The following is a 5,920-nucleotide window of genomic DNA, read 5'->3' as shown; positions in this document are numbered from 1 at the left end:
ATACCTCACATCGTTTGAAAGAGGAATTTTCATTCTTGCAAGGCTTCTTTCAAAAAAAACTTGCATGCGAGGCAAGAGTTAAATATTATCTCGGCTCTTGCAAGCAATGTGGGTCTGAAAAGGTCTCTATTGGGAGTGGGTCAGAGTGTTAAAAATCCTTATTGCAGATAGTTTTTTGAGAATTTTGGGCGATTAAAAGTTAGGTGCAGTAAACCCAAAAAAAGCGAAAAAAATTGTTGACGAAGATAAGGAGATTGATAGATAATCCAAATCTTCCATTTGTTGGCAGATGGAGCTGCAGAAGATAGAGCGACGGCGCGGATTTTTTCAATCGAAACGCGAAGAAGCGAAGTTTTAGGCATTTGATCTTTAAAAAATTGAACAACCGATAAGTGTGGGCACTCAATGAGAAGTGCGGTTTCTTTGGAAACTTACTTGAAATAAATTGGGAGCTCACATGGTACAGACAAATTAATTTTTAATTAACTTGTCAGTGCTTTTGAGAGCGACGGGCTCGCGCAGACTTATAGTCAGGGCGAGCCAAAAAACAGGTTTAAACTGAAGAGTTTGATCCTGGCTCAGATTGAACGCTGGCGGCATGCCTTACACATGCAAGTCGAACGGCAGAACGGATGCTTGCATCTAGTTGGCGAGTGGCGAACGGGTGAGTAATATATCGGAACGTACCTTGTAGTGGGGGATAGCTCGGCGAAAGCCGGATTAATACCGCATACGATCCAAGGATGAAAGCGGGGGACCTTCGGGCCTCGTGCTATAAGAGCGGCCGATATCAGATTAGCTAGTTGGTGAGGTAAAGGCTCACCAAGGCGACGATCTGTAGCTGGTCTGAGAGGACGACCAGCCACACTGGGACTGAGACACGGCCCAGACTCCTACGGGAGGCAGCAGTGGGGAATTTTGGACAATGGGCGAAAGCCTGATCCAGCAATGCCGCGTGTGTGAAGAAGGCCTTCGGGTTGTAAAGCACTTTTGTTCGGGAAGAAATCTCTTGGGCTAATATCCTGGGAGGATGACGGTACCGGAAGAATAAGCACCGGCTAACTACGTGCCAGCAGCCGCGGTAATACGTAGGGTGCGAGCGTTAATCGGAATTACTGGGCGTAAAGCGTGCGCAGGCGGTTTTGTAAGACGGATGTGAAATCCCTAGGCTCAACCTAGGAACTGCATTCGTGACTGCAAGGCTAGAGTATGGCAGAGGGGGGTAGAATTCCACGTGTAGCAGTGAAATGCGTAGAGATGTGGAGGAATACCGATGGCGAAGGCAGCCCCCTGGGTCAATACTGACGCTCATGCACGAAAGCGTGGGGAGCAAACAGGATTAGATACCCTGGTAGTCCACGCCCTAAACTATGTCAACTAGTTGTTAGGGATTTATTTCCTTAGTAACGAAGCTAACGCGTGAAGTTGACCGCCTGGGGAGTACGGTCGCAAGATTAAAACTCAAAGGAATTGACGGGGACCCGCACAAGCGGTGGATGATGTGGATTAATTCGATGCAACGCGAAAAACCTTACCTACCCTTGACATGTACGGAATTCTACTGAGAAGTGGAAGTGCTCGAAAGAGAGCCGTAACACAGGTGCTGCATGGCTGTCGTCAGCTCGTGTCGTGAGATGTTGGGTTAAGTCCCGCAACGAGCGCAACCCTTGTCCTTAGTTGCTACGTAAGAGAACTCTAAGGAGACTGCCGGTGACAAGCCGGAGGAAGGTGGGGATGACGTCAAGTCCTCATGGCCCTTATGGGTAGGGCTTCACACGTCATACAATGGTCGGTACAGAGGGACGCCAAACTGCGAAGTGGAGCTAATCCCAGAAAACCGATCGTAGTCCGGATCGCAGTCTGCAACTCGACTGCGTGAAGCTGGAATCGCTAGTAATCGCGGATCAGCATGCCGCGGTGAATACGTTCCCGGGTCTTGTACACACCGCCCGTCACACCATGGGAGTGGGTTTTGCCAGAAGTAGGTAGCCTAACCGAAAGGAGGGCGCTTACCACGGCAGGATTCATGACTGGGGTGAAGTCGTAACAAGGTAGCCGTAGGGGAACCTGCGGCTGGATCACCTCCTTTCTAGAGTATGCACTTGAAGTTGAGTGTTCACGCTTATCGGTTGTTCCTACTAAGATCTAAATAGGGTCTGTAGCTCAGGTGGTTAGAGCACCGTCTTGATAAGGCGGGGGTCGAAGGTTCAAGTCCTTCCAGACCCACCACTAATCTTTGAGAGATAATCCCATCAAGCGGTAATGCCTCCAATAGTATTGGCAGTTGTTTTTTAGTAAAATTTTTTGGAACTGCATCGTAAAGATTTTAGGGGGCATAGCTCAGCTGGGAGAGCACCTGCTTTGCAAGCAGGGGGTCGTCGGTTCGATCCCGTCTGCCTCCACCAATTATTTAGATTATATTGTTGTTAGCCAAAAGGCTTTAATTGAATATTGATTGAAGTTTTTTGAATGGCAGCAATGTCAAGAATTTTATGTTCTTTAACAATTTGGAAGAAGAAATAATACAACAGAAGCGCGTTAGAGATGGCGTGTGGAAATTGTATGGGTTGTGATTGTATCAAATGTATTAAAAGTAATCGAAAGATAACTTGGAATACGGCACAACGCAAAAACTCAACCTATTTCGAGTGTGAATCATCCTTCTTCAAGGATTGAGGAAGTGAGTCGAATAGAATCTTCTAATCGAGAGAGACACCCTCGTTATAGGGTCAAGCGAATAAGTGCATGTGGTGGATGCCTTGGCGATTACAGGCGATGAAGGACGTGATAGCCTGCGAAAAGTTGTGGGGAGCTGGCAATAAGCATTGATCCACAAATGTCCGAATGGGGAAACCCGGCCCTTTGGGTCATCCTAGGCTGAATATATAGGTCTAGTGAAGCGAACGCAGCGAACTGAAACATCTAAGTAGCTGCAGGAAAAGAAATCAACCGAGATTCCCAGAGTAGTGGCGAGCGAAATGGGAGTAGCCTTCAAGATTTAGTACTATTGTTAGCAAAACGGCATGGAAAGGCCGACAATATTGGGTGATAGTCCCGTATGCGAAAACTTTGGTGCGGAACTAAGCTTGAGAAAAGTAGGGCGAGACACGTGAAATCTTGTCTGAAGATGGGGGGACCATCCTCCAAGGCTAAATACTCGTAATCGACCGATAGTGAACCAGTACCGTGAGGGAAAGGCGAAAAGAACCCCGGGAGGGGAGTGAAATAGATCCTGAAACCGCATGCATACAAACAGTAGGAGCCTGGAAACGGGTGACTGCGTACCTTTTGTATAATGGGTCAGCGACTTACATTTAGTGGCAAGCTTAACCGAATAGGGAAGGCGTAGCGAAAGCGAGTCCGAATAGGGCGTTCAGTCGCTGGGTGTAGACCCGAAACCAAGTGATCTATCCATGGCCAGGTTGAAGGTGCGGTAACACGTACTGGAGGACCGAACCCACTAATGTTGAAAAATTAGGGGATGAGCTGTGGATAGGGGTGAAAGGCTAAACAAACTTGGAAATAGCTGGTTCTCTCCGAAAACTATTTAGGTAGTGCCTCGTGTATCACCTTGGGGGGTAGAGCACTGTCATGGTTGAGGGGTCCATTGCGGATTACCTCGCCATAGCAAACTCCGAATACCCAAGAGTGCAATCACGGGAGACAGACATCGGGTGCTAACGTCCGGTGTCAAGAGGGAAACAACCCAGACCACCAGCTAAGGTCCCTAAATATTGCTAAGTGGGAAACGAAGTGGGAAGGCTAAAACAGTCAGGAGGTTGGCTTAGAAGCAGCCACCCTTTAAAGAAAGCGTAATAGCTCACTGATCGAGTCGTCCTGCGCGGAAGATGTAACGGGGCTAAGCAATATACCGAAGCTGTGGATGCGAGCTTGCTCGCATGGTAGGAGAGCGTTCTGTAAGCCTGTGAAGGTGTCTTGTAAAGGATGCTGGAGGTATCAGAAGTGCGAATGCTGACATGAGTAGCGATAAAGGGGGTGAAAAGCCTCCTCGCCGTAAGCCCAAGGTTTCCTACGCAACGTTCATCGGCGTAGGGTGAGTCGGCCCCTAAGGCGAGGCAGAGATGCGTAGTTGATGGGAAGCAGGTTAATATTCCTGCACCGTTGTATGATGCGATGGGGGGACGGATTGCGGAAGGCTGTCCGGGTGTTGGAAGTCCCGGTCCCTGCAGTGGAGAAGGCGCTTAGGAAAATCCGGGCGCGGAATTCAAGGCTGTGGGGCGAGTGAACTTGTTCACGAAGCAGTTGGAAGTGGTTCCAAGAAAAGCCTCTAAGCTTCAGTCATACAAGACCGTACCGCAAACCGACACAGGTGGGCGAGATGAGTATTCTAAGGCGCTTGAGAGAACTCGGGAGAAGGAACTCGGCAAATTGGTACCGTAACTTCGGGATAAGGTACGCCCTTGTAGCTTGACTGGCTAGCGCCAGAAGGGTGAAGGGGTTGCAATAAACTGGTGGCTGCGACTGTTTAATAAAAACACAGCACTCTGCAAACACGAAAGTGGACGTATAGGGTGTGACGCCTGCCCGGTGCCGGAAGATTAAATGATGGGGTGCAAGCTCTTGACTGAAGTCCCGGTAAACGGCGGCCGTAACTATAACGGTCCTAAGGTAGCGAAATTCCTTGTCGGGTAAGTTCCGACCTGCACGAATGGCGTAACGATGGCCACACTGTCTCCTCCCGAGACTCAGCGAAGTTGAAGTGTTTGTGATGATGCAATCTACCCGCGGCTAGACGGAAAGACCCCATGAACCTTTACTGTAGCTTTGCATTGGATTTTGAACCGGTCTGTGTAGGATAGGTGGGAGGCTTTGAAGCAGGGACGCTAGTTTCTGTGGAGCCATCCTTGAAATACCACCCTGATTTGTTTGACATTCTAACCTTGGTCCGTAATCCGGATTGGGGACAGTGCATGGTAGGCAGTTTGACTGGGGCGGTCTCCTCCCAAAGTGTAACGGAGGAGTACGAAGGTACGCTAGGTACGGTCGGAAATCGTGCTAATAGTGCAATGGCATAAGCGTGCTTAACTGCGAGACTGACAAGTCGAGCAGGTGCGAAAGCAGGTCATAGTGATCCGGTGGTTCTGTATGGAAGGGCCATCGCTCAACGGATAAAAGGTACTCTGGGGATAACAGGCTGATACCGCCCAAGAGTTCATATCGACGGCGGTGTTTGGCACCTCGATGTCGGCTCATCTCATCCTGGGGCTGTAGCCGGTCCCAAGGGTATGGCTGTTCGCCATTTAAAGAGGTACGTGAGCTGGGTTTAAAACGTCGTGAGACAGTTTGGTCCCTATCTGCCGTGGGCGTTGGAAGTTTGAAGGGGGCTGCTCCTAGTACGAGAGGACCGGAGTGGACGAACCTCTGGTGTACCGGTTGTCACGCCAGTGGCATTGCCGGGTAGCTATGTTCGGAAGAGATAACCGCTGAAAGCATCTAAGCGGGAAACTCGCCTTAAGATGAGACTTCCCTGGGAAATTAATTCCCCTGTAGGGTCGTTCGAGACCAGGACGTTGATAGGTCAGGTGTGGAAGCGCAGTAATGTGTTAAGCTAACTGATACTAATTGCCCGTGAGGCTTGATCCTATAACCAGTGTGTTTCTCTTCTGGTGAGAGAAGCGATGTGTCGATATTGATCATAACCTAATAATAAGTTGTATTATGACTTCTTCCTAATTTGTTTTACTAATATGATTAGTAAAACATAAAAGTTATGCCTGATGATCATAGCGAGTTGGAACCACTCCTTCCCATCCCGAACAGGAACGTGAAACGATTCTACGCCGATGATAGTGCGGATTCCCGTGTGAAAGTAGGTAATCGTCAGGCACCAATTTAAACCCCTTGCTACTTATGTGGCGAGGGGTTTTTTGTTTTAAAGCATATCGCGTAGCTGAAACCG

At 49.0% G+C, this 5,920-nt stretch carries 2 tRNA genes and 3 rRNA genes; all 5 read left to right on the top strand.

Annotation, left to right across the window (positions count from 1 at the left end):
• Positions 1 to 555 precede the first annotated feature (555 nt).
• Positions 556 to 2,089: ribosomal RNA gene (locus BZL35_RS04960) — 16S ribosomal RNA — on the top strand.
• Between the two features lie 63 nt (positions 2,090 to 2,152).
• Positions 2,153 to 2,229 (top strand) — tRNA-Ile (locus BZL35_RS04955).
• 100 nt (positions 2,230 to 2,329) lie between these two features.
• A tRNA-Ala gene (locus BZL35_RS04950) sits at positions 2,330 to 2,405 on the top strand.
• A gap of 322 nt (positions 2,406 to 2,727) precedes the next feature.
• A 23S ribosomal RNA gene (locus BZL35_RS04945) occupies positions 2,728 to 5,604 on the top strand.
• 130 nt (positions 5,605 to 5,734) lie between these two features.
• Positions 5,735 to 5,847 (top strand): 5S ribosomal RNA (gene rrf / locus BZL35_RS04940).
• The 16S, 23S and 5S rRNA genes sit together here with 2 tRNA genes alongside, the layout of an rRNA operon.
• Positions 5,848 to 5,920: the final 73 nt, after the last annotated feature.

The sequence above is a fragment of the Candidatus Pandoraea novymonadis genome (genome assembly GCF_003004665.1).
In the GTDB taxonomy this organism is placed as follows: domain Bacteria; phylum Pseudomonadota; class Gammaproteobacteria; order Burkholderiales; family Burkholderiaceae; genus Pandoraea; species Pandoraea novymonadis.
The sequence above is the reverse complement of the archived record's forward strand: the minus strand, read 5'-3'. Positions and strand labels throughout refer to the sequence as shown.